At 68.2% G+C, this 21767-nt stretch carries 19 protein-coding genes and 1 other RNA gene; 12 read left to right on the top strand and 8 right to left on the bottom strand.

Annotated features, from left to right (window positions below; all coding sequences use genetic code 11):
* Positions 1 to 211: 211 nt before the first annotated feature.
* Together LEL84_RS06220 and LEL84_RS06215 are read right to left on the bottom strand one after the other, a co-directional pair.
* Complete coding sequence (locus tag LEL84_RS06220; RefSeq protein ID WP_058253128.1) at positions 212 to 691, bottom strand: low molecular weight protein-tyrosine-phosphatase; 480 nt, start codon at positions 689 to 691, stop codon at positions 212 to 214.
* Between the two features lie 48 nt (positions 692 to 739).
* A complete protein-coding gene (locus LEL84_RS06215) occupies positions 740 to 1426 on the bottom strand; it encodes an HAD hydrolase-like protein (RefSeq protein ID WP_078112869.1) in 687 nt (228 codons plus the stop codon).
* Between the two features lie 30 nt (positions 1427 to 1456).
* Here LEL84_RS06215 and cobC point away from each other — a divergent pair, with 30 nt between their 5' ends.
* The 6 genes from cobC (at position 1457) to LEL84_RS06185 (ending at position 7167) form a co-directional block, all read left to right on the top strand.
* Complete coding sequence (cobC, locus tag LEL84_RS06210; RefSeq protein WP_078112782.1) at positions 1457 to 2599, top strand: Rv2231c family pyridoxal phosphate-dependent protein CobC; 1143 nt, start codon at positions 1457 to 1459, stop codon at positions 2597 to 2599.
* Complete coding sequence (locus LEL84_RS06205) at positions 2577 to 3719, top strand: Nif3-like dinuclear metal center hexameric protein (protein WP_078112783.1); 1143 nt, start codon at positions 2577 to 2579, stop codon at positions 3717 to 3719. Before cobC ends, LEL84_RS06205 begins: the two co-directional genes overlap by 23 nt.
* Before the next feature lie 81 nt (positions 3720 to 3800).
* The gene (locus LEL84_RS06200; protein WP_226513575.1) at positions 3801 to 4538 is read left to right on the top strand and encodes a zinc ribbon domain-containing protein; all 738 of its coding nucleotides are present in this window, start codon (positions 3801 to 3803) and stop codon (positions 4536 to 4538) included.
* Between the two features lie 4 nt (positions 4539 to 4542).
* Positions 4543 to 5235: a histidine phosphatase family protein gene (locus tag LEL84_RS06195; protein WP_226513574.1), complete on the top strand. Its 693-nt coding sequence runs from the start codon at positions 4543 to 4545 to the stop codon at positions 5233 to 5235.
* 48 nt (positions 5236 to 5283) lie between these two features.
* Positions 5284 to 5698: RNase P RNA component class A (gene rnpB, locus LEL84_RS06190), an RNA gene on the top strand.
* 26 nt (positions 5699 to 5724) lie between these two features.
* Complete coding sequence (locus LEL84_RS06185) at positions 5725 to 7167, top strand: RNB domain-containing ribonuclease (protein ID WP_226513573.1); 1443 nt, start codon at positions 5725 to 5727, stop codon at positions 7165 to 7167.
* A gap of 73 nt (positions 7168 to 7240) precedes the next feature.
* Here LEL84_RS06185 and LEL84_RS06180 read toward each other — a convergent pair whose 3' ends face one another.
* The 3 genes from LEL84_RS06180 to panB form a co-directional block, all read right to left on the bottom strand.
* On the bottom strand, positions 7241 to 8734 hold the full coding sequence (locus LEL84_RS06180; protein ID WP_065630068.1) for a CYTH and CHAD domain-containing protein: 1494 nt from the start codon (positions 8732 to 8734) through the stop codon (positions 7241 to 7243).
* Positions 8735 to 8801: 67 nt separating this feature from the next.
* On the bottom strand, positions 8802 to 9785 hold the full coding sequence (pip, locus tag LEL84_RS06175; protein WP_078112787.1) for a prolyl aminopeptidase: 984 nt from the start codon (positions 9783 to 9785) through the stop codon (positions 8802 to 8804).
* Between the two features lie 31 nt (positions 9786 to 9816).
* Positions 9817 to 10662: a 3-methyl-2-oxobutanoate hydroxymethyltransferase gene (gene panB, locus LEL84_RS06170; protein WP_226513572.1), complete on the bottom strand. Its 846-nt coding sequence runs from the start codon at positions 10660 to 10662 to the stop codon at positions 9817 to 9819.
* A 326-nt stretch (positions 10663 to 10988) separates the two neighbouring features.
* Here panB and glnA (LEL84_RS06165) point away from each other — a divergent pair, with 326 nt between their 5' ends.
* The 4 genes from glnA (LEL84_RS06165) (at position 10989) to LEL84_RS06150 (ending at position 17117) form a co-directional block, all read left to right on the top strand.
* The gene (gene glnA / locus LEL84_RS06165) at positions 10989 to 12329 is read left to right on the top strand and encodes a type I glutamate--ammonia ligase (RefSeq protein ID WP_226513571.1); all 1341 of its coding nucleotides are present in this window, start codon (positions 10989 to 10991) and stop codon (positions 12327 to 12329) included.
* Positions 12330 to 12395: 66 nt separating this feature from the next.
* Positions 12396 to 15425 (top strand): bifunctional [glutamine synthetase] adenylyltransferase/[glutamine synthetase]-adenylyl-L-tyrosine phosphorylase, encoded by a 3030-nt coding sequence (locus LEL84_RS06160; protein ID WP_226513570.1) that lies wholly within the window; start codon positions 12396 to 12398, stop codon positions 15423 to 15425.
* Positions 15426 to 15501: 76 nt separating this feature from the next.
* The gene (locus LEL84_RS06155) at positions 15502 to 16452 is read left to right on the top strand and encodes an endonuclease/exonuclease/phosphatase family protein (RefSeq protein WP_226513569.1); all 951 of its coding nucleotides are present in this window, start codon (positions 15502 to 15504) and stop codon (positions 16450 to 16452) included.
* Positions 16449 to 17117, top strand: coding sequence for a heme oxygenase (biliverdin-producing) (locus LEL84_RS06150; protein WP_226513568.1), 669 nt, complete (start codon positions 16449 to 16451; stop codon positions 17115 to 17117). Before LEL84_RS06155 ends, LEL84_RS06150 begins: the two co-directional genes overlap by 4 nt.
* 42 nt (positions 17118 to 17159) lie before the next feature.
* Here the strand turns inward: LEL84_RS06150 and LEL84_RS06145 are convergent, their stop codons facing one another.
* Entirely contained in the window at positions 17160 to 17345 is a 186-nt protein-coding gene (locus LEL84_RS06145; RefSeq protein WP_065630063.1) for a hypothetical protein, read from the bottom strand.
* 173 nt (positions 17346 to 17518) lie between these two features.
* On the opposite strand from LEL84_RS06145, the gene LEL84_RS06140 reads away from it, so the two are divergent.
* Together LEL84_RS06140 and LEL84_RS06135 are read left to right on the top strand one after the other, a co-directional pair.
* Entirely contained in the window at positions 17519 to 18478 is a 960-nt protein-coding gene (locus LEL84_RS06140) for a cyclase family protein (RefSeq protein ID WP_068971684.1), read from the top strand.
* 100 nt (positions 18479 to 18578) lie between these two features.
* Positions 18579 to 19637 carry a zinc-binding dehydrogenase gene (locus tag LEL84_RS06135; RefSeq protein ID WP_226513567.1) on the top strand — a complete coding sequence of 353 codons (1059 nt, stop codon included), beginning with the start codon at positions 18579 to 18581 and terminating at the stop codon, positions 19635 to 19637.
* A 36-nt stretch (positions 19638 to 19673) separates the two neighbouring features.
* Here LEL84_RS06135 and LEL84_RS06130 read toward each other — a convergent pair whose 3' ends face one another.
* Together LEL84_RS06130 and glnA (LEL84_RS06125) are read right to left on the bottom strand one after the other, a co-directional pair.
* On the bottom strand, positions 19674 to 19928 hold the full coding sequence (locus LEL84_RS06130; protein ID WP_068971686.1) for a hypothetical protein: 255 nt from the start codon (positions 19926 to 19928) through the stop codon (positions 19674 to 19676).
* 141 nt (positions 19929 to 20069) lie between these two features.
* Complete coding sequence (gene glnA, locus LEL84_RS06125) at positions 20070 to 21503, bottom strand: type I glutamate--ammonia ligase (protein ID WP_010841141.1); 1434 nt, start codon at positions 21501 to 21503, stop codon at positions 20070 to 20072.
* Positions 21504 to 21767: the final 264 nt, after the last annotated feature.

The following is a 21767-nucleotide window of genomic DNA, read 5'->3' as shown; positions in this document are numbered from 1 at the left end:
GACCTCTTCAAGACCCTTCGTGACGGCCTCCGCAAGCTCCGGCCTCCTCAGGGAGCAGTAGTTGGGCTCGCTCCGAGGGCAACGAGTCTTGTCAATGCGGGCGCTCCTCAGGGAGCAGTAGTTGGGCTCGCTCCGAGGGCAACGAGTCTTGTCAATGCGGGCGCTCCTCAGGGAGCAGAGGACAGACCGGCGGTTTTGTGGTTCTTTCGGATCAGGACACCCCGAGTTCGGCCCGCACCCAGTCGATCAGGCCCGGCATCGAACCCTCGATCTGTTCGCGTGTCACCACGAAGTCGTCGGGGGTGCCGTAGTACGGGTCGGCGAGATCGAGGTCGTCGGCGGGCGCGGACGGATCGAACGAGCGCAGCAGTCGTGTGCGGTCGCCGAGACGTTTGCGTTCGAGTTCGCGCACGTGGCCCTCGTCCATCGCGAGCAGAAGGTCGGCCTCGAAATGTTCGGGTCCGATCAACGCGGCGACATGTGCGTCGGAGTAGCCGTGCGCGACCAATTCGGTTCGCGCGCGATTGTCGGCCGGCTCACCGATGTGATAGCCGCTCGTCCCGCAACTGGACACGCGCACCTTGCCGCCGAGTCCGGCGTCGTCGAGTGCCGTTCGGAAGATGTTCTGCGCCATCGGTGACCGGCAGATGTTGCCCGTACACACGAAGCAGATGTGAAGTTCGTCAGACACTGCTACCCCAACAAGTCGATTGCGCCTGCGCTGATCGTCGGGTGCTGGTCACGCACCCAGGACGTCGCGGAGTTCGGCCACGGACTCGACCACCCAGGTCGCACCCTGGTCCTCCCCGCCCAGAGCGTAACCCCACCGCACGAGAATCGCTGAGATGCCGAATTCGGCCGCGCCCAGCACGTCATGGCTGCGGTCGCCGATCATCACGACCGGAGTGGTCACGTGCCCGGTCTGCGGGTCGGTGGGCAGTCCGAGTTCGGCGAGGGCGGAGGCGATCACGTCGGCTTTCTCGCGGCGGGTGCCGTCGTCGCTGGCCCCGGCGATGTAGCGGAAGTGTCCGGCCAGACCGAAGTGCTCGAGGATCCGACGCGCGGTGGTCTGGTTCTTCGACGTCGCGATCGCCAGGGTCCGGCCGCCGGCGGCCAGATCGGCGAGCAACTCGGCCATCCCGTCGAACACCGAGTTCTCCAACCAGCCCACCTCGGTGTATCGCTCTCGGTACGCGCGCATCGCCTTGTCGGCCGTCTCGGGCGAGAGTCCCAGGGCATCCAGCGTGTCGATCATCGGCGGCCCGGCGATGCCGGCCACGATGCGCGGATCGGGCTCGGGCGCCCCGACCACGGCGAGAGCATGCCGAAAGCTGTTCTCGATACCTGCGAAACTGTCGGTGACCGTGCCGTCGAGGTCGACGAGTAGGACGGTCTCGGGATGGCGGGGATCCGGCGTCGTCGTCACCTCTCCATCGTGCACGTAAGGTCTGAACACATGACAGTTGGGTACGACGCGCTCGACGTCGAGACCGGCCCGGCCGGGACACCGCCGCCGCGCGCCGATCTGACCGACCCGGAACGTCACGGCGACCAGGACGCCGCGCCGGGGCTCGTCGACTTCGCCGTGAACGTCCGCGGTACACCGCCCGCGTTCGTCCTCGACGCCATCCGGTCGGGACTCGACGATCTCGCGCGATATCCGACCGGAGTGCAGGAGCGACGCGCCGTCGACGCGATCGCCGCAGCACACGGCCGTCGCCCCGAGGAAGTGCTGCTGCTCTCCGGAGCCGCCGACGGGTTCGAGATGCTCCCGCGACTGGGGGCTCGTCACGCGGCCCTGATCCAGCCGTCGTTCACCGAGCCGGAGGTCGTGCTCCGCGCCGCGGGCATCCCGATCACGCAGGTCGCGCTGACCGCACCCTGGGAGCTGCCCGGTCCGGGAGACAGCGGGACCACCGTGCCGGACGACGCCGATCTCGTCATCATGGGCAATCCCACGAACCCGACGTCGGTGCTGCACCCGGTCGAGGCCATCGCCGCATTGCGCAGGCCGGGACGGATCCTCGTCGTCGACGAGGCCTTCGCCGACCTCACCCTGGGCGCCGACGGGTCACTCGAACCCCAGTCCCTCGCCTCGGTCGACTGGCCCGACCTACTCGTGATCCGCAGTGTGACAAAGACTTTCGGTCTCGCTGGACTCCGCGCGGGTTATCTGCTCGGGCCGGTCGACCTGCTCGATCGACTCCGTGCCGGCCGACGACCGTGGGCCGTGTCGACCCCCGCGCTGGCCGCGCTGACCGCCTGTGTCGAGCAACAGGGGCAGCGATACTGCGCCGCGGTCGCGCGGCGGGTCGCCGACGAGCGCAGCGAGATGGTCGCCGAGCTGACGCGGATCGGGCTCCGAGTGGCGGCCGAGCCCGCGGCGCCCTTCCTGCTCGTCGAGATGAACCACGCCACCGAGGTGAAGCAGCGGCTGATCCGCCACGGATTCGCGGTGCGCAGCTGCGCCAATTTCGTCGGCCTCGGCGACTCGCATCTTCGTCTTGCCGTCCGGGCACTTCCGCAGGTCCGCGCGCTCACGCGGGCGATCGAGTTGGTACGAGAGGAGATCGACAGTGGAACCGGCGAACGCGTCTGACGCGACTGTGACGGTGGGCGACGTGGTCGACGTCGTGGAGCGGGCTTATCCGCCCGCCCTCGCCGAATCGTGGGATGCGGTCGGTCTGGTGTGTGGCGACCGGGCCGACCCGGCGCGCGGCGTGCTGGTGTGCGTGGACGTCACCGATGCGGTGGTCGACGCCGCGGTCGCGGCCGGCGCAGGGATCGTCGTCGCCCATCACCCGCTCCTCCTGCGCGGTGTCACCACCGTGGCCGCCGACACCCCCAAGGGCCGGATCGTCCATCGGCTGATCCGCAACGGGATCGCGCTACTGTGCGCACACACCAACGCCGACAGTGCGCGGCCCGGCGTCTCCGACGCGCTGGCCGACCGGCTCGGGCTGCGCGGCACCGTCCCCATCGACCCGAAACCGGTTGCGGCAATGGACAAGTGGGTCGTGATGGTGCCGGAGGGCAACGTCGAGCAGGTCAGCGAGGCGATGTTCGCCGCGGGTGCGGGGGCGATCGGCGACTACCGGGACTGCTCGTGGACGGTCGTCGGAACCGGGCAATTCGAGGCCGGCGACGACGCCTCACCGACGATCGGCGAGATCGGGATGCGCACCCACGTCGACGAGGCGCGGGTCGAGATGGTCGCCTCGCGCGGACTGCGGGCCGGCGTCTTGCGCGCCTTACGCGACGCGCACCCGTACGAGGAGCCGGCCTTCGACGTGTTCGAACTGGCCGACCTGGGCAGCGACGTCGGGCTGGGTCGCGTCGGGTCGCTCACCGAGCCGATGACGTTGCGCGACTTCGTCGCCGAGGCCGCCCGGGTGTTGCGAACCCCGGCGGGTGTCCGCGCCGCGGGAGACCCGGACGCGCTGGTGCGGACCGTCGCGGTGTGCGGCGGGGCCGGGGACTCCTTGCTCGGACGTGTCCACGGTCTCGGCGTCGACGTCTACCTGACCGGTGATCTCCGTCATCATCCGGTCGACGAGAGTCTGCGCGACGGTGGGCCGGCCCTGGTCGACGCCGGACACTGGGCGACCGAGTTCCCGTGGTGTGCGCAGGTCGAAGCGTTGCTCGAGGCCGAATTGGGCACGCCGGTGAGTGTCTTCGAGGCGCCGACCGATCCGTTCGCGCTGCACAGTGCGGGCTGACTCGGGAGAAACCGAGCCGCCGCCGGCTCTCGCGCGCCCCCCGCGTACGGTGGGGGGACTTTCGCCGAAGAGGAGACCGCAATGAAAGTCGACGCCGCCGTGCAGCGACTGCTGCTCGATCTCGCGGACTCCGATGCCGAGATCAATCGTCTCGTTCATCGCCGCAAGACCCTGCCGGAGGACGCCGAGATCGCCGAACACAATTCCGCGATCGATGCCGCCCGTGACGATCTGGTGCGCGCGGAGATCGCCGCCGAGGACCTCGGACGCGAGTACCGCCGGATCGACTCCGAGGTGACCGGTATGGCCAACCGTGAGGCCAAGGACTCGGCCCTGTTGACCGCCGGTGGCCTGGCGCCGAAAGCGTTGTCGGAGTTGCAACACGAGCTCGCGGGCCTGGGTCGCCGGCGAGCGGTGCTCGAAGACGAGATGCTGTCGCTGATGGAGCAGCAGGAGGCCGTCGAGTCCGAACGCACCCGGGCCGCGGCGACCATCAGCCACCTCGAGGAGAAGGTCGCCGAAGCGCAGGTCCGGCGCGACAAGTCCCTCGGGACCATCGACGAGGACCTGTCGCGCGCGCGGGAGCGCCGCGAGACCCTCGAAGCCGAGATCGATGCGCCGCTGCTCGCGATGTACGACAAACAACGTGCCGGCGGCCGTATCGGCGCCGGCCTGCTGCGGGCACGCCGATGCGGTGCCTGCCGGATGGAACTCGACCGCGGGACCATCGCCACCATCGCCGCGGCGCAGTCCGACGAGGTGATCCGGTGCGAGGAGTGCGGCGCGATCCTCGTGCGGACCGCCGAGTCCGGGATCTAGATACATGACCGCGACCGCCGAAGAGTCTGTCCCCGAGGGAGATTCGGCGACCAAGGCGCCGTCGTGGCAGGGTCGGCGCAGCGACCCGACCCGGTTGATCCTGCTCCGGCACGGCCAGACGCCGCTGTCGGTGGAGCGGCGCTACTCCGGGCGGGGCAATCCCGACCTCACCGACGAGGGCCGACGCCAGGCCCGCGCCGCCGCCGCGCGCGTGGTGCGCGAGGAGGGGATCGCCGCGATCGTGACCTCGCCGCTGCGGCGTGCACGATCGACGGCCGAGGAGGTCGCCGTGCTGACCGGGATCGACGTCGTCGAACATCCCGGGCTGATCGAGAACGACTTCGGTGACTGGGAGGGTCTGACGTTCACCGAGGCGTCGCAGCGTGACCCGGATCTGCACCGCGCGTGGCTGTCCGACATCACCGTGCCCGCGCCCGGCGGGGAGAGCTTCGCGCAGGTCGCCGAACGTATTTCGCGGACGAAAGCCGAACTGCTGCAGAGGTATCCGGGTCAGACCGTGGTGCTGGTCTCGCATGTCACGCCCATCAAGACGCTGCTGCAGGACGCGCTCGGCGTCGGACCCGAACTGCTGTTCCGGCTGCACCTCGACCTCGCGTCGGTGTCGATCGCCGAGTACTTCGACGACGGCGGCTCCGTCGTGCGGCTCGTCAACGACGCCGCGCACTGGCACGTCTGACCGCGGATGTTTTGTGCCGTCGCCCCGGGCGTATCCTGAGTGCGCGAACGAGTCGGCCGGGCGGCCGCGGGGCGCGGAACGGGCGGTCTCCCGCCACGCCGCGCATCGAGGAAAGTCCGGACTCCGCAGAGCAGGGTGGTTGTCAACGGCAACCCGGGGTGACCCGCGGGACAGTGCCACAGAGAACAGACCGCCGGCCGCGAGGTCGGTAAGGGTGAAACGGTGCGGTAAGAGCGCACCAGCGGCACGGGTGACCGTGCCGGCTCGGTAAACCCCACCCGGAGCAAGGCCGAAGCACGCACCTCACGGTGCGTGTGCGCGGGCGTCACGAGGGCTGCTCGCCCCAGCCCGCGGGTGGGCCGCTCGAGGTACCCGGCGACGGTGTGCCCAGATGGATGGTCGCCGCCCACGCGGTCTCACGACCGTGCGGGAACAGGATCCGGCTTACGTGCCGACTCGTTCGCCTCACTCTTCTCTAGGGTTGGGGGAGTGAAGCGCATCCTCTCCGCCCCCGACATCGACTTCGCCGGTATACGCACCGAACTGGGCGTCGACGAGGAGTACGGCGACGATGCCCTCGCCGAAGCCCGGGCCACCGCGCAGATGATCGACTCCGGCGCTCCGGGTGCCGACCGGTACGCCGACGTCCGCGAGGACCACACCGGCGTCCCCTTCGTCACGATCGACCCGCCGACCTCCCGAGATCTCGACCAGGCGGTGCACCTCACCGCCGACGGCGACGGGTTCGTCGTCGACTACGCGATCGCCGATGTCGCGGCACTCATCACCCCCGAAGGTGCTCTCGACCAGGAGAGTCGACGACGCGGCGCGACCGTGTACTTCCCCGACGGCTCGGTCCCGTTGCACCCTCGCGCACTGTCCGAGGGCGCGGGTTCCCTTCTGCCGGAGCAGGTCAGACTGTGTGTGCTGTGGACCATCCGGGTGGCCGGCGACGGATCGGTGACCGATGTCCGGGTGCGGCGGTCCCGCATCGCCTCGGTCGCGCGCCTCGACTACGCCGGGGTCTCGGCCGATGCAGCCGCCGGCCGGCTGCATCCCGCCATCGCCGCCCTGCCCGCATTCGGCGAACTGCGACGCGAGGTCGCGCTGGCGCGGGGCGCGGTCGAACTCGACCTGCCCGACCAGACGGTCGTCCGCACGGCCGACGGGTGGCGTCTTGATCTCGAGGCACACACACCCGCCGACATGTGGAACTCGCAGGTGTCGCTGCTGGCCGGGATGTGCGCGGGCACGATCATGACCGAGGCCGGTGTCGGGCTGCTGCGCACCCTGCCGCCGGCCGAGGAGGACGCGATCGAGGATCTGCGTGCCGCTGCCCGGGCCCTCGGGGTTCAGTGGCCGGCCGGCTTGCCGGTGGGCCGGTTCCTGGCGGGGCTACCGGGTGGCGAGCCGAGCACGCTCGCCCTGCAATCGGCCGCGGCCGGGCTCATGCGGGGTGCCAACTACCTCGCCCTCACCGGACCCGACGAGCCCGTCGATGACGCGCTGATGCGGCATTCGGCGATCGGTGGGCTCTATGCCCATGTCACCGCACCGCTGCGGCGGCTCGGGGACCGGTTCGCCACCGAGGTGTGTCTGGCGATCGCATCCGGTACGCCGGTACCGGACTGGGTGCACCGCGCGTTGCCGACGCTGCCCAAGATCCTGCGGTCGGCCGACACTCTCGGCGCCACCGCGGATCGCGCGAGCATCGACCTCGCCGAAGCGGTGATTCTGCGGGAGCGGGTGGGTGAGCGGTTCGACGCGGTGGTGATGTCGGGCGCGACCGAGCGCAGGCAGGCGCAGATCTTCCTGTCCGATCCGCCGGTGGTCGCGCGCTGCGCGGGTGATCTACGCCCCGGCGACCGCGTGGTCGTCGAACTCACCAAAGCCGACGAAGTGACCCGGACGGTGGAGTTCCGTCGGGTCTGAGCCGTGGTTTGCAGAGTGGCTTCGACTCGGCGCCTCGCTCCGCTCGGTGCCGGCTCAACCAGCGGCCGGTTGGTCAGAGTTCCTTGGCGACTCGGCGGTACGCGGCGATCGCGCGGTGCCCGTCGGCCTCGAGCCGGGCGTCGATCCGGCCGAGTACGAACATGTCGGGGCCGCCGAGGGTGCCGGCCGAGGCGATCTGTGCGAGTCGCGTCCGGTTGATCCGGGTGTCGTTGAAATCGCCCAGCGCGGACTGGATCTTCTTGGCCGCCACGCCGACCTCGCGATACTTCTTCTTGCCGAGCGGTTCGGTCGCGTCGATGCTGTAGCGCAGCCGCTTGGCCCGCTTGCGGATGGTGTGCAGCTGCTCCTCCCACTCGTCGGAACCCTCGGCGAAGCCGGCGAGACGAGCCTGTGCGCGGTGGATGTGCTTGCGGCTGCGGGCGATCGCCTTGTCGACGACCGTGGTCGCCGGGATGTCGGCGTCGGGGCCCGGTGGGGGCGACGCGATCAGGCCGTCGATGCTGTCGAGCAGGGCGAAGTACCGCTTCGACGACATCGCGGCGTGTGCCGCGCGCAGGGCGCGATCGTGGGCGGTGACCTCGGTGCCGGCGAGCTCGGCGAGCAGCTCCGGCGAGGCGTTCTCGCCACGCAGCAGTGATTCGCTCAACTCGAGCTGCACCTCTGAATCGCGTGCGTCGCCGAGGATCTGGGCGAGCAGCTTCAACTCGGCGCCGATGTGGGCGGTGCGCTCGGCGTCGAGGACGGTGGGGAAGCCCGACAACACGCTGCGCAGGCGGCGGCACGCCACGCGCATCTGGTGCACCGCGTCGGGGGCGTCGACGCGCACCAGGGGATCGTAGGCGACCAGCGAATTGCGGTGCAGCGCAATGTCGGTGACGACGAGTTCGAGTGCGGTGGGTCGCTTGGACAGGCGCGGTTCGTGCACGGTCGGGGTGGCGCCGATCGCACGGGCGAGTTTCGACGCGCTCGACGCCTCGCGGCCGCCCCCGGCACGCAGCGCTTTGTCGGCGGCCTTCAGGAGCTTCGGCGTGCCACCGGCGAGGAGCTCGAACTCCCACTCCGCCCACTGCTGGCTGTGACCGCCGGGCAGGAGCGACTGGGCGGTGACGAGGTCCTCGGCGAGTTCGGCGAGCGGCTCGTCGTCGGCGCCGAGCAACCGGGTCACGGTGCGCGTCGTGGAGATGACGGCGACCGGCATCAGGGTGCGTTCGCGGATGTGGGCCAGGACCGGCGTCGACAGTGCGGCGGGGACGTCGCCGTCCGCGGGAGCCTCGTCGAAGCCCACGTGCAGCTCTCGCCGGGTTCCCGGAATGCCCGTGGGGCGCTTGAGGTGCCAGCCCTGGTCGCTTCCGCCGGTACGCCGCCGCATGGTGATCTTGTTGCCGGCGAGGTCGAGGTTCTCGGTGTCGAAGTAGGTGGCGTCGAGTGAGAACGTCTCAGGGGTCGTCGCCGAGACGACGCCGGGCAGCACCCGCAGGTCGGGGGCCACGTGTCCGGCGTCCACGTCGAACTTCAGCTCCACCTCGACCTGCTCGGATGCGGCCACCTGTTCCTCCTGGTTTCTCGACGGCTGTCCGTCGAGCTTAGTGGTGCGCGCGGAGTACTGGCGTCGGCTACCGCGCGAACCGGTCCGTGGCCTCGATCAGGTGATGTCTGATACCCGGCTCGTACGACGCGTGCCCGGCGTCGGCGACGATGCGGAGATCGGCAGCCGGCCAGGCGCGGTGCAGGTCCCAGGCGCTGCGCATCGGGCACACGACGTCGTAGCGGCCCTGCACGATCACGCCGGGGATGGAGGCGATCGTGTCGATCTCGTCGAGGAGCTGACCGTCGCGCAGGAATCCGTGATTGACGAAGTAGTGGTTCTCGATCGATGCGAAGGCGAGGTCGAAGCGGTCGGTGTCCTTCTTCTGGGGGTCGTCCGTCGAGGAACCGTCCGACTCCTCGTCGGGGCGGGGGAGGAGATAGCTGGTCGCCTGCTCCCAACCCGTCCAGGCGCGGGCGGCGGCGCGGGCCGTCGCGGCGTCCCCGGAGGTGAGCAGGCGGTGATAGGCCGCGACGAGGTCCCCGTCGCGTTCGTCGACGGGGATGGGCTCGAGGTAGCTCTCCCACAGATCGGGGTAGATGTTGGCGGCCCCGCCGTTGTAGTACCAGTCGATCTCGCTGCGCCGCAGCAGGAAGATGCCGCGCAGCACGAGTTCGGTGACCCGGTCGGGATGGGCCTGCGCGTAGGCCAGACCGAGTGTCGAACCCCAGGAACCGCCGAAGACCTGCCAGCGGTCGATCCCGAGATGAGTACGGAGGCGCTCCATGTCGGCGATGAGATGGGGTGTCGTGTTGACGGTGAGGTCCGCGCCGTCGGCGATGTGGGGCCGGGACTGTCCGCAGCCGCGCTGGTCGAACAGGACGATCCGGTACCTCGCCGGGTCGAAGAACCGGCGCTGCGCGGGGGACGTCCCGCCCCCGGGTCCGCCGTGCACGAACACGGCGGGTTTGCCGTCCGGGTTGCCGGAGGTCTCCCAGTGGATCTGCTGGCCGTCGCCGACGTCGAGATGGCCGGAGGCGTAGGGCTCGATCTCCGGGTAGAAGTTCCGCATGGACGCCAGCGTAGTGCTGGCGTCCGGGCTCTCAGTAGCTGTGTTCGGGGCCGGGGAACACTCCGCGGCGCACCTCGTCGGCGTATTGCTCGGCGGCCGACCGCAATTCACCTCCGACATCGGCGAAGCGCTTGACGAACTTCGCGGTCTTGCCGTGGGTGAGTCCGGCCATGTCCTGCCACACGAGCACCTGCGCGTCGGTCTCGTTGCCCGCGCCGATGCCGACGGTCGGGATGGTCAGCTTGCGGGTGATCTGCCCGGCGAGCTCGGCCGGCACCATCTCCATCACCACGGCGAAGGCGCCCGCCTCCTGGACGGCGATGGCGTCGGCGACGAGCTGATCGGCGCCGTCCCCGCGGCCCTGGACACGGAAGCCGCCGAGCCCGTTGACGCTCTGCGGGGTGAACCCGATGTGGGCCATGACCGGGATGCCGGCCGCGGTCAGCGCCGCGATCTGCGGGGCGACGCGTTCGCCGCCCTCGAGCTTCACCGCGTGCGCACCGGTCTCCTTGAAGATCCGGAACGCGTTCTCGAGCGCGTGTTGCGGACCGATCTCGTAGCTGCCGAACGGCATGTCGGCGACGACCAGTGCATGCGGTGCGCCGCGTACGACGGCGCGGATGAGCGGGATCATCTCGTCGACGGTGACCGGGATGGTGGTGTCGTAGCCCAGGACGACGTTGGCGGCGGAGTCGCCGACCAGCAGGACGGGGATCTCGGCGGCGTCGAAGATGCGGGCGGAGGAGTAGTCGTATGCGGTGAGCATCGACCACTTCTCGCCCTCGGCCTTCATCTGCGCGAGGTGGTGGATGCGGGTCACGCGTCGCTTGGCGGACTGGGCGGGGGCGGACGCGCCGTATACCGAGGAATCGGACATCGTTGTCTCTTTTCTGCCTCGAGTCCCGACTGGCCGGAGAGGGCGCGGCGGGTACCCGGGTTGAACACGGACGTAGGCCATTGTTTCACCAGGACGACCGGTTGTGACCTGCCACCTTTATGCAATTGGTCACAGGCGAAAAGGGGTCCGAGATCGCCGTGTGCGTCTCTGTCGGCAGTTCACTTGGGATTTCGTGTCCGGCCCGGCGTCCCAGCTACTGGTCGGACGTCTCACGATGTGGGATGCCGTCCGTAAAACTGCAGCACAGCGAGTTGGAATTGCGCGTGTAACACGGATTTAACAGCGTACTTCTAATGTCGGCGACCATGGATCGCCAAAAGGAATTCGTGCTGCGGACCCTCGAAGAGCGCGACATCCGCTTCGTCCGACTGTGGTTCACCGACGTCCTCGGTTATCTGAAGTCCGTGGCGATCGCCCCGGCCGAACTCGAGGGCGCGTTCGCCGAGGGTATCGGCTTCGACGGCTCGTCCATCGAGGGATTCTCCCGGGTCTCGGAAGCCGACACCGTGGCCAAGCCCGATCCGTCGACCTTCCAGGTGCTGCCGTGGACCACCTCGGCCGGTCGGCACCATTCCGCGCGGATGTTCTGCGACATCGCGATGCCCGACGGCACTCCCAGTTGGGCCGACTCACGGCATGTGCTGCGCCGGCAGCTCAACAAGGCCGCCGACCTCGGCTTCAGCTGCTACGTCCACCCCGAGATCGAGTTCTTCCTGCTCAAAGAGGCGCCCCTGGACGGGTCGGTGCCGACTCCCGCGGACTCCGGGGGGTACTTCGACCAGGCCGTCCACGACGCCGCGCCCAACTTCCGGCGGCATGCCATCGAGGCCCTGGAGTCGATGGGCATCTCGGTCGAGTTCTCCCACCACGAGGGCGCGCCCGGTCAGCAGGAGATCGACCTGCGCTACGCCGACGCGCTGTCGATGGCCGACAACGTCATGACGTTCCGCTACCTCATCAAGGAGGTCGCGATCAACGAGGGCGTCTGGGCGACGTTCATGCCCAAGCCGTTCAGTGAGCATCCCGGGTCGGCGATGCACACCCACCTCAGCCTGTTCGAGGGCGACCTCAACGCCTTCCACAACCCCGACGACCCGATGCAGCTCTCGGTCACCGGAAAGAAGTTCATCGCCGGCATCCTGCATCACGCCTCGGAGATCAGTGCGGTCACCAACCAGTGGGTGAACAGCTACAAGCGGCTCATCCACGGTGGTGAGGCGCCGACCGCGGCCACCTGGGGCGGCGCCAACCGCTCGGCGCTGATCCGACTCCCGCTCTACACGCCGAACAAGGCGTCCTCGCGCCGCATCGAGGTCCGCAGCCCCGACTCCGCCTGCAATCCGTACCTGACCTTCGCGGTGCTGCTGGCCGCCGGGCTCAAGGGCATCAACGAGGACTACGAGCTGCCCGACGAGGCCGAGGACGACGTCTGGGCGCTCACCTCGGCCGAGCGTCGCGCGATGGGCTACAAGGAACTCCCCGGCAGCCTCGCCGACGCGCTGAAGGAGATGGAGAACTCGGAGCTGGTCGCCGAGGCCCTCGGCGAGCACGTGTTCGACTACTTCCTGCGCAACAAGTGGACGGAATGGACCAATTACCGCAGCCTCGTGACCCCGTTCGAGCTGCAGAACTACCTGCCGCTGTAAGGGCTGCCTTGCCCGGTCGGGGACCGCGATGTCGTGCCGATCGGATCCGGTCGCTACTTTTGTGATGTGACAACACGATCGGGACCCCCGGGGCGAGCCGGACGCAGCACCGTCCCCAGCGCGGGCCGGCTGGGTCTGCTCGACGACTCCGCACCCCGGAACCTCGCCGATCTCGGGTGGAACACGCCAGAATCGGTCGACGTGTTGTGGGCCCTGTCGCGGTCTCCCGACGCCGACCTGGCCCTCCGTACGCTCGTGCGGTTGCGCAGCGCCGTCGGCGACGAGTGGTCCGAGATCGACGGCCTGGTGCGCGCGGAGCGCGCATTCCGTGGGCGCCTGTTCGCGGTCATCGGTTCGTCGGACGCGCTCGCCGATCACCTGGTCGCCGAACCGTCGAGCTGGCGGCTCCTGCTCGCCGACGAGTTGCCCGACCGTGCCGAGGTCGACCGTCTGATGCTCGCCTCCGTCGGTGCCGAGCCCGTTCCGGGCGAGGTCGAGAAGGGCAACCGCGTGTACCGGTCGGCGCTCACCGGCCCGAAGGCCGTCATCGCACTCCGCCTGGCCTACCGCAACCTGATCCTGCAACTCGCGGCCCACGACGTCGCCTCGACCGTCGAGGACGAACCGGTGATGTGGTTGCCCGAGGTGGGTGCCTACCTGTCCGACTGCGCCGACGCCGCCCTGACCGCCGCCCTCGCCGTCGCCTTCGCCGAGGTCTGCGGGGACGATCCCATCCCGGTCCGGCTCGCCGTGGTCGCGATGGGCAAATGCGGTGCGCGCGAACTGAACTACGTCAGCGACGTCGACGTCATCTTCGTCAGTGACCCGGCCGACGGTACCGCGGCGCGGATCGCGGGCGAGATGATGCGCATCGGTTCGCTCGCGTTCTTCGAGGTCGATGCCGCGCTACGGCCCGAGGGGAAGTCCGGAGCGCTGACCCGAACCCTGGAATCGCATGTGGCCTACTACGAACGGTGGGCCAAGACCTGGGAGTTCCAAGCGCTGCTCAAGGCCCGGGCGATGACCGGTGACATGCAGCTCGCCGACGATTACATCGCCGCGGTCAAACCGATGGTGTGGAAGGCGGCCGAGCGGCCCGACTTCGTGCCCGAAGTGCAGAAGATGCGACGCCGCGTCGAATCCCTGCTCCCCGAGGACGAGCGCGAGCGCAACCTCAAACTCGGGCGTGGCAGTCTGCGCGACGTCGAGTTCGCGGTCCAGCTCCTGCAGATGGTGCACGGCCGGGTGGACGAGAACCTGCGCGTGATGCCGACCGTCGATGCGCTGGCCGCGCTCACCGCGGGCGGTTACGTCGGACGCGACGACGCCGCGAATCTCAGTGCGTCGTACCAGTTCTTGCGTCTCCTCGAACATCGGCTGCAGCTGCAGCGCATGTCCCGGACGCATCTGCTGCCGCAGCCCGACGACCACGAGGCGTTGCGCTGGCTCGCCCGCGCCGCGCACATCCGGCGAGAGGGCGAACTCGACGCGACTGGGGTGCTGCGCGAACAGATCCGCCACCAGAGCCTGCGGGTCCGCCGCTTGCACCAGAAGCTGTTCTACCGCCCGCTGCTCGAGGCGGTCACGCGCTTCAAGACCGACGAGCTGACCCTGACCGACACCTCCGCCGAGAGGCGGCTGGCCGCACTGGGTTACGCGAAACCCGATCGGGCACTGAGTCATATCCGCGCGCTGTCGAACGCGCCGGGACGCCGCGGTCAGATCCAGCTGCTCATCCTGCCGCAGTTGCTCGAACACATCGGGGACACACCGGATCCCGATGCCGGCCTGCTGAACTACCGCCGGCTGTGCGACGTGATGGAGGACACCGACTGGTTCCTGCGACTGCTGCGCGACGACGGCGTGGTGGCGGCGCGGCTGATGAAGGTGCTCGGGACGTCGGAGTACATCGCGAACATGCTGATGCGTTCGCCCGAGGTGATCCACCAGTACTCCGACGGGCCGGACGGGCCCAAGCTGTGCAACGTGCGCCCCGAGGACGTCGCCAAGGGCCTCGTCGCCTCGACGGTCCGCCAGCAGGACATGAAACGCGCAGTGGCCGTGGCCCGTTCGCACCGTCGGGCCGAGCTGGTCCGCATCGCCTCTGCCGACGTGCTGGGACTTTTGGACGTACCGGCCGTCTGCAAGGCGCTGTCCAGTGTGTGGGCGGCGGTCCTGAACGCAGCGCTCACCGTCGCGATCAACATCTCCGAGCGCGAACGGGGGAGCCGGGCGCCGGCGCGCATCGCGGTGATCGGGATGGGCCGGCTCGGCGGTGGCGAGCTGGGTTACGGATCCGACGCCGACGTGATGTTCGTGTGTCAGCCCGATCGGGACGCCGAGGAGTCCGAGGCGCTCAAGTGGGCGCAGACGATCGCCGAGAACGTGCGGTCGATGCTGGGGAGCCCGAGCGCGGATCCACCCCTCGAGGTCGACACAGGGCTGCGACCCGAAGGCCGGAACGGTCCGATCGTGCGGACCCTCGCGTCCTACGCCGCCTACTACGCGCAGTGGGCTCAACCGTGGGAGGTCCAGGCGCTGCTCCGGGCGCATCAGGTCGCGGGCGACGAGGCCCTCGGCATCGACTTCCTGCACATGATCGACCACGTGCGGTATCCGGCCGGCGGTGTCAGCAACGACGCCGTTCGGGAGATCCGCCGGATCAAGGCCCGCGTGGACGCCGAGCGACTGCCGCGCGGAGCCGACCCGGCCACGCACACCAAGCTCGGCCGCGGTGGTCTCGCCGACATCGAGTGGACGGTGCAGCTCCTGCAGCTGAAGTATGCGCACCGCTATCGGAGCCTGCACAACACGTCGACGCTGGACTCACTGGATGCCATCGGCGCGGCGGAGTTGTTGTCGGAGAACGACGTCGCGCTGTTGAAGGACGCCTGGACGACCGCGACGAAGGCGCGCAACGCGCTGGTCCTGGTGCGTGGCAAGCCGATCGATCAACTACCTGGGCCGGGTGCGCAACTGCGCCAGATCGCGTTTGCCGCGGGATGGCCGGAGGACCAGGCCAACGAGTTCCTGGAGAATTATCTCCGGGTGACGCGCCGGGCCAAGGCCGTGGTGCTCAAGGTCTTCGGGGCCTGAGCGCGGAGAGAAGCGGACGGGCGCGGAAGGGCGCAGCTGACTCCGGCGGGGGAACACCGGATCACATGGGGGAGCGATGACGAGATTTCTGTGGGCGGCCGCGTACGTCCTGGGGTGGGCGATGCTCGCCGGCGTGGTGCTGGGCGTGTTCCTGCACTTCTACCCGTCCCGCGGTGACGTCGCGCTGTACCTCACCAGCGCCGTGCAGTTCGCGTTGATCCCCGGAGTGATCGCCATCGTCGTCTTCGCGGTCCTGCGGCGCTGGTTCATGCTGGCGATTGCGATCGTGGCCGTCGGCGGTCTGGCCTACACCCAGGTGCCGCTGGTCATCGCCAACGCGGCGCCGTCCGGCGAGCGGTTCACCGTCGTGTCGGCCAACCTGCTCTTCGGCGGGGGCGACCTGGGTGCGCTCGAGAAGATCGTCGCCGACGCCGATCCGGACCTCGTGTCCCTCCAAGAGGTCACCCCCGAGGCGCTGGAACGTCTGCGGCGCAGTGAGATCGGCCGGACCCTGCCGCACGAGTTCGCGATCCCGTACACCTACGCGGCCGGCACCGCGATGTTCAGCAAGCGCCCGCTGGACGAGCGATACAACATCCCGGGGACGGTGCTGCACAACCTGCAGGCCCGCACCGACCTGCCGGGCGCCGCCGGAACCCAGGTCCTGGCCATCCACCCGGCGGCGCCGCTGTGGGGTCGCAACTGGGACTGGCACGACGACATGGACACGCTCGCCGCACATTTCGCCGAGCTCTCACCCGGCAGGGTGATCGCGATCGGGGACTACAACTCCACCTGGAATCACGCGAAGTACCGCAGCCTGCTGACCAACGGTCTCGTCGACGGCACCGACATGGCCGGTGCCGGGTTCCTGCCGAGCTATCCCACCGACAAGCAGCTCGGCAATCGGCCGCTGGTCGCCATCGACCGGGTCATCCTGCGCGGCTTCGTGGCGACGTCGATGGACACCCACTACCTGCCGGGTTCCGATCACCGGACTCTGGTGGTAACACTGGTGGCATCATGACCCCCGATCTGCAGAACGCCGGAACCCAGAACGCCGACCGCCCGAGTATCTCCGAGCGGCTCCGATCGGCGACCGCCGTGGCGCACGAGCGTGCCGAACACGCGCCGTTCATCGACGATCTGATGTCGGGTCGGCTGGACACCGGCGAGTACCAGCGCCTCGCGGTCCAGCTGTACTTCGTCTATGAGGCACTCGAACGTGTCGGGGCCGAGCTGGCGGGCGATCCGGTCGCCGATGCCGTGCTCGACCCGAAACTGCTTCGCCTGCAACGCCTCGGCGCCGACCTCGCCTCCTTCGGCATCGACCCGTCGCAGTCGACGCCGCTGCCGGCGGTCGCGCGCTATGTGACCGCGATCGAGTCCACGCGTGACGACCCGGCACGATATGTCGCACACCACTACACCCGCTATCTCGGCGACCTCAGTGGGGGACAGGTCGTGGCGCACCGTATGCGGGAGCACTACGGCGTCGACGACGCGGCCCTGACCTTCTATTCGTTCGACGAGATCGACAAGCTCAAGCGCTACAAGGACGCGTACCGGGCACGACTCGACGCACTACCCCTCGACGCGAAGAGTATCGACCGTCTCGTCGCCGAGGCGATCGCGGCCTTCGACCACAATCAGGCGGTGTTCGGCGATCTCGGCGGGGCTCGGGCGGCCTGACCCATAGGTCGTCCGCGCCATCGGGATGCGCTGGCTCGAGCCTCAGTTGACCTGGAGCTTGACCGTCCGGTCCAGTACGACCTCACTCAGGTCGTCGTGGCCCTTGACGAGCTCGATGCGTAGCTGGTTGTCATCGAGACGGCTGGTGGTGCGAACCACTCGCGGGGTGCCTTCGAGGCGAATCCGGTCACCGGGTACGAGGTCTTCGACGTATACATCACGGGTCATTCGTCCAAACTACGGTCGTCTTCGGTGAGTCGGCAGGGTAACAAGTCCCAAAAGTGTTACGGATCACATGCCGTATTGCGGGTGCTGTTTCGACGCACGTCAGCGTTGCCGTTCGGCACCCGATTGCACATCCAGCGCGCGTCGCGCGCTGACACCCTGCGGAAGGTGAATCGATGGCAGATGCCGCCGTGCCCGATCTCAGCGAGATCCTCGCCGACTCGCCCACCAATTGGGGCAGATGGGGACCCGATGACGAGGTGGGCAGCCTGAACCATCTGACGGCCGCACAGGTCTTGGCGGGCGCGGCGCAGATCAGGCGGGGCGCGGTGTTCACGCTTCAGCGCCTGATCGGTGATCCCCACGGTGACCCCGTGTGGCCGGGTCGTAGCCCTGCCACTCGCGAGATGACCCTTGACGAATCGCACTGGGATGACGGCAAAGGGCCTGCTTTCCCCGGAGGCATGCACTGCGCCGACGACAAGCTCACCGCATCGCTCCAGGGTTCCACGCAGTACGACGCGCTCGGCCACGTCTGGTACGACGGCCAGATCTGGAACGGGTACGACTCGAGGACCACGATCGGGGGCTTGTCGAGGGCCAGCGTCGCGCCGATCGCCGAGCGTGGAGTGGTCGGTCGCGCCGTGCTCCTCGACATCGCACGTCACCGGGGTAAGGCCTACCTGGAGCCGTACGAGACGTTCGACCACGAGGATCTGATCGCGTGTGCCGAGTACCAGGGCACGGAGATCCAGCCGCGCGACATCGTGGTGATCCGAACCAATCACCTGCAACTGTTCTTCGAGAACGCCGTCGAGTTCTACAGCGACTTCTGCGAATCCGGCCTCGTCTACTCCCGCGAACTCGTGTCCTGGTTCCAGGAGATGGAGATACCGAATCTCGTGACCGACACCATCGCGAACGAGGTGACCGTGGACCCGAACAACGGCGCCGCTCTGGTGCTGCACAACGCGCTCATGCGCAACCTCGGCGTGGCGTTCACCGAGATCTGCGACCTCGAGAAGCTCGCCGCCGATTGCGCCGACGACGGGGTCTACACGTTCTTCTACGTGGCCGCGCCGCTGAAGATCAACGAGGCCACCGGTTCTCCTGTCAACCCTGTCGCCATCAAGTGAGACTTCTTCCCGGCCGGGCAGTCGTCTCAAGGTGAGACGTTCTGCGAGCGCACCCATGCCTAATCTTCGCGCGAGGACCCGCAACCACAAGGAGTCGGCCATGAAAGCTCTCGTGTATCACGGTCCAGGTCAGAAGGCCTGGGAGGACGTTCCGAATCCGGTCCTGCTGGAACCGACGGACGCCATCGTCAAGATGGAGGTGACCACCATCTGCGGAACAGATCTGCACATCCTCAAGGGCGACGTAGCGGCGGTCACGCCGGGTCGGATCCTCGGGCACGAGGGCGTCGGAGTGGTCACCGAGGTCGGTCCGGGCTGCGAGCGGGTTCGGGTCGGGGATCGCGTGATCGTGTCCTGCGTGAGCAAGTGTGGAACGTGCGAGTTCTGCAAGGCCGGCCTGACGTCGCACTGCCAGACAGTGGGTGGCATCGGCTGGATCTTCGGCCACCTCATCGACGGCACGCAAGCGGAGTACGTCCGGGTTCCGTTCGCGGACAACGGTCTGATCGCGCTTCCCGAGAAGGTGACTCCCGAGCAGGGCACGATGCTCAGCGACATCCTGCCGACCGGCTACGAGATCGGGGTGCTCTACGGCGCCGTCGCAGAGGGCGACGTCGTCGCCGTCGTCGGGGTCGGGCCGGTCGGGCTGGCGTCGGTGATGACGGCGTCGGCGGCCGGCGCGTCGAAGGTGATCGCCGTGGACGGCAACAAGTTCCGGCTCGAGCAGTCGCGCGACTTCGGTGCGACCGACACGATCGACGTCAACGCAGGCGGGGACGTGGTCGCGCAACTCACGGAACTCAGCCGAGGCGGGCTCGGGGTGGACGTGGCGATCGAGGCGGTCGGGGTGCCCGCGACGTTCGGCGTCGCGCTCGATTCCGTCCGTCCCGGCGGTCATGTCGCCAACGTCGGCGTGCACGGGGAGAGCGTCACCTTCCCGATCGAGCGGGACTGGATCAACAACCTCACGATCACCACCGGATTGGTCAACGCCACGACCGCACCCGAACTCCTGGAGAGCATCGAACGCGGGGACATCTCCCCGGAGAAGTTCATCACCCACCGGTTCACGTTCGATCAGTTCGACGAGGCCTACGACACGTTCGCGAACGCTGCCGACGAGCACGCGCTCAAGGTGATCATCGCCGCCGGCGACTGACGGTCCGGCCTGGTCCGACGGCGCTGGCTCGGGTCGTCACTCCTTGGCCTCGGCGATGGAGAGAACGACCGTGGTCCGCTCGTCGGAATCCGCTACGACGTCGTCGGTCTCGTCGACCAACGAGAAGTGCCGTACGTTGGCGAGATTCACGATGTGCGCCGACCCCTCGAGCTCGAGGGCGATCGGTTCGCGCTGCCGGACCACGTCGCGGACGAACTGCATCACCTCCGGGACCGATTCCGCGAACAGCAGGCGGATCTCGAACTCGTCGGACGTCAGCAGTGTGCCCATGCGGCTCATCGTCGCACGGCGGGACGGTCGGACACGGCTGCTCGCGCGGATTGATGGATCGAACCGGCCGACAACGAAACGGCCCGCTCGGCGATCGGAGAGCGATCGCGGAGCGGGCCGAGTCGACGTCGGAGCCTGGGCTCAGCAGTCGTAGTACAGCGAGAACTCGTACGGGTGCGGACGGATCTGCACCGGCTCGATCTCGTTCTCACGCTTGAGCGCGATCCAGGTCTCGATGAGGTCCTCGGTGAACACGCCACCGGCGGTGAGGTATTCGTGATCCTCTTCGAGACGGTCGATGACCGCGGCCAGCGAGGTCGGGGCCTGCGGGATGCTCTTGGCCTCTTCCGGCGGGAGCTCGTAGAGGTCCTTGTCGACGGGCTCGTGCGGCTCGATCTTGTTCTTGATGCCGTCCAGGCCGGCCATCATCATCGCGGCGAACGCCAGGTACGGGTTGCCCGAGCTGTCCGGGCAACGGAACTCGAGGCGCTTGGCCTTCGGGTTGTTGCCGGTGATCGGGATACGCACACAGGCCGACCGGTTGCGCTGGCTGTAGACCAGGTTGATCGGGGCCTCGTAGCCCGGCACCAGACGCTTGTAGGAGTTCACGGTCGGGTTGGTGAACGCCAGCAGCGACGGTGCGTGGTGCAGGATGCCACCGATGTAGTAGCGCGCCAGGTCCGACAGGCCCGCGTAGCCGGCCTCGTCGTGGAACAGCGGCTTGCCGTCCTTCCACAGCGACTGGTGGGCGTGCATGCCCGAACCGTTGTCGCCGAAGAGCGGCTTCGGCATGAAGGTGACCGACTTGCCGTTCTGCCATGCGGTGTTCTTGATGATGTACTTGAACAGCTGCACGTCATCGGCTGCGTGGAGCAGAGTGTTGAACTTGTAGTTGATCTCCGCCTGGCCCGCGGTGCCGACCTCGTGGTGGCCGCGCTCGAGCTCGAAGCCCGAGTTCTGCAGGTTGGTGGACATCTCGTCACGCAGGTCGACGTAGTGGTCGTACGGTGCGACGGGGAAGTACCCACCCTTCGGGCGGACCTTGTAGCCGAGGTTGGGGCTGCCGTCGGGATCGGTCGGCGACGCGGTGTTCCACCAGCCGGACTCGGACTCGACCTCGTAGAAGGTGCCGTTCATCTCGGAACCGAAGGACACCGAGTCGAAGATGTAGAACTCGGCCTCGGCACCGAAGAAGCAGGTGTCGGCGACGCCGGTGGAGGCGAGGTAGTCCTCGGCCTTGCGGGCGACGTTGCGCGGGTCGCGGCTGTAGGCCTCGCGGGTGAACGGGTCGTGGACGAAGAAGCTGAGGTTCATCGTCTTGGCCTTGCGGAACGGATCGATCCGCGCGGTGGCCGGGTCGGGCAGCAGCATCATGTCCGACTCGTTGATCGACTGGAAGCCACGCACCGACGATCCGTCGAACGCCAGCCCGTCCTCGAAGACGTCCTCGTCGAAGGCCGACGCGGGGATCGAGAAGTGCTGCATGACACCGGGCAGGTCGCAGAAACGGATGTCGACGTACTCGACACCTTCCTTCTTGATGCCCTCGAGTAGTTCTTCTTTACTGCTGTACACCGTGCGGTGACTCCTTCGTGATCGGTGGTCCGTGTATGGGGACACGCCACATCCGCCACTGAGAAACAGCAGCGGATCTCAGCGGCAACCGTATGGAGGCGAAGTTGCCCATGCGTCAAGTCCGTGTTTCCCCCGTGTTACACGCGCAGTGGTGTTGGCTACACAGCGTGATTGGGGGCCGTCGCACTCGGCGCATCCCAACCCTAGCGGCAGGGGCCAACGGGCGGGACGGGTCACGACAACCAGCGACTACGATGGTTCCCA

The sequence above is a fragment of the Gordonia sp. WA4-43 genome (genome assembly GCF_020520305.1).
Classification (GTDB): domain Bacteria; phylum Actinomycetota; class Actinomycetes; order Mycobacteriales; family Mycobacteriaceae; genus Gordonia; species Gordonia hongkongensis.
This window is presented reverse-complemented; position numbering and strand designations above follow the sequence as displayed.